General features: G+C 40.6%; 1 protein-coding gene and 1 rRNA gene. Both read right to left on the bottom strand.

Annotated features, from left to right (window positions below; genetic code table 11):
- A 16S ribosomal RNA gene (locus tag EII14_RS08970) occupies positions 1 to 295 on the bottom strand; the annotation flags it as partial.
- A gap of 442 nt (positions 296 to 737) precedes the next feature.
- A complete protein-coding gene (locus EII14_RS08965) occupies positions 738 to 1,991 on the bottom strand; it encodes an ATP-binding protein (protein ID WP_305000291.1) in 1,254 nt (417 codons plus the stop codon).
- Between the last annotated feature and the right edge of the window lie 647 nt (positions 1,992 to 2,638).

The following is a 2,638-nucleotide window of genomic DNA, read 5'->3' as shown; positions in this document are numbered from 1 at the left end:
CCTACTGATCGATGGCTAGGTGGGCCGTTACCCCGCCTACTACCTAATCAGACGCATCACCATCGCATACCGATAAATCTTTGATCAAATTCTCATGCGAGAACTTAATAACATCGGGTATTAATCTTACTTTCGCAAGGCTATCCCCGAGTATGCGGCAGGTTTGATACGCGTTACGCACCCGTGCGCCGGTCGCCGGCAGAAAGAGCAAGCTCTTCCCCCGCTGCCCCTCGACTTGCATGTGTTAAGCCTGTAGCTAGCGTTCATCCTGAGCCAGGATCAAACTCTTCATTGTAAATATTTTATTTCAAGTTGATTCTAAAATCGCTCAGAACATTTCCTATTGTATATATTGAGTATTGACGGTACAAAATCATTTTTACCCGAAAGTTCAAAAAAATGAACCCTCATGATCATTGTTTCATTGTACTTCTCAACAATATGTTATGTATGTAAATCTTTCAAAGAACAATTTGCAAAACGAAACAAAACCATACGATCCATAAGAGCGCATCGTTGCGAGCAAGCTCGCCTTGCGTTCCGATTGCGAGTGCAAAAGTAAAACAAAACTACTTTGCAACCAAACAAACACACGGAAAATTTCAAAGAATTATTCAGACACACGAAAATTGAAATGCGAGGATAACAATTTACAAGAAATACCCCTCCTTTCCGAAGCCTCTCTCCGCTCCAAAGAAACCAGCCGCTAATATGTGGTTTTGCAGGGCTCGTGCCTCTCACATATCCAAACTATCCTCATTGAGCAGAAAATCAAATAGCCCGACAGTGAGTATTCCTTCCTCATTTCGGCGAGGCATAATATGGTCTTTGACGACAATGACTTTCTTAAAAGAATCATTGATGTTTATCAACGAACGAGATTCCTGTATCTCCTTTTCTCTATTCGGGACAGACAGAGCAGATTGCACATAATACTTCTTGCTACCCAAAGTTGCGATAAAATCCACTTCCAACTGAATACGCATCCACTTTCCGTCCTTATCAGGCCTCTTTATCTCCACCATTCCGACATCAACTCTGTAACCACGCACAAGCAGTTCGTTGTAGATGATATTTTCCATGATATGCGTTTCCTCTTGTTGGCGCATATCAAGAATGGCGTTTCTCAAACCAATGTCTGCAAAATAATATTTAGAAAGCGTATTGATATACTTCTTTCCTTTTATATCATAGCGTATTGCTTTATTCAATAGAAATGATTCCGATAAATAGGCAAGATAATTAGAAATGGTATGACCGGCAATCTTCACATTTTTCACGCTTCTAAACGTATTCGACAACTTTGTAGGATTACACGGTGCCCCTATGGACGACGCAAGAATAAGCACCAGCTCACGCATCTCATTTTCATTCTTGATTTTATGCCTCTCAATAATATCTGCCAAATAAACCGTTTCAAACAAATTCTTCAAATAACTTATCTTCTTTTGTTCCGTATCAAAAGATCGAATAAGAGGCAAGCCACCATAAGTATAATATTCTCGCCATACGTCTTGTTTATCTCCGCCCACGGCAAAATAAAATTCCGAAAAAGAAAGAGGATTCACATGAATCGTCTCTCCTCGACCACGAAACTCTGTCGGGATGTCGGATGACAGAAAGTGAGAGTTACTCCCCGTTACGTATGTATCGGCATTTTCGATATGGCGGAAACTGTTCAAGACATCAACGAATTCATTCATCAATTGCACCTCATCTATAATAATATAGTAGAGTTCTTTATCTTTGATCTTATCGTGAACATAACGGAGCATCGTATCCGGATTTCTCAAATCCTTGTTCATACGGTCTTCAAGATCAATCCGAATAATATGATCATCTGCCACACCATGTTCCAACAGATAGCGATAAAACAAAACATTCAAAAGGTATGACTTACCACACCTGCGAATCCCTGTTATTACTTTGATGAAGCCGTTTTGGCGGCTTTCTATCAATTGTCTGAGATACCGATCTCTTTTTATCTCCACACCATATACTTTTTTTGCCAATCTTGGCGGTTTTACAACGCAAATATAACGAAATACGTTCATTTGCGCAAATCGACATCATACAAAAATTGCCAATCTTGGCATTTTTCATCTGCAATCCCACAAAACAGACATTTATCACCAATGTTTGCCATTTGAGATTACAAACAGTTTGGTTTAGAACGCGAAGAGAAGAAGCGAATGAAAGAGCCCCTCATCGGTTTAGAAGTTATCTGAAAAAAGGAGTAATGAAACCCATGTTCCAAACCTTTGATGTTTCACACGGCAAAGGCAAGCATTTCAATTTAATCTTGCCCCGAAGCAATCGGGCTGCTCCCTACAAGCCTCTCATTTTTTTAGGGTAACCCTAAAAAATGGGTTTCACGCCTCAAAACAAGCCTCCATACCCTAAAAAACATATTTTTCGCGTTTTGCCTTCGCAAAAACGACTATCTCTCTCAACATCAACGCATTTCGTGCGAAGGCAAGTGAAGGCAAAGCCAAAAAGGAAAACTTAATCCACTGAATATCAGACCTTACCGGTGAAAGCAAAAACACCGTTTGCCTTCACCTGCCTCCGCAATCCATTCCGAAAGCACCGACGCCCAAAGGGGAAATTCTCCCGAAAAGCGGACTTGTGAAAGGAA

Source organism: Alloprevotella sp. OH1205_COT-284 (assembly GCF_003859795.1).
Classification (GTDB): domain Bacteria; phylum Bacteroidota; class Bacteroidia; order Bacteroidales; family Bacteroidaceae; genus Alloprevotella.
This window is presented reverse-complemented; position numbering and strand designations above follow the sequence as displayed.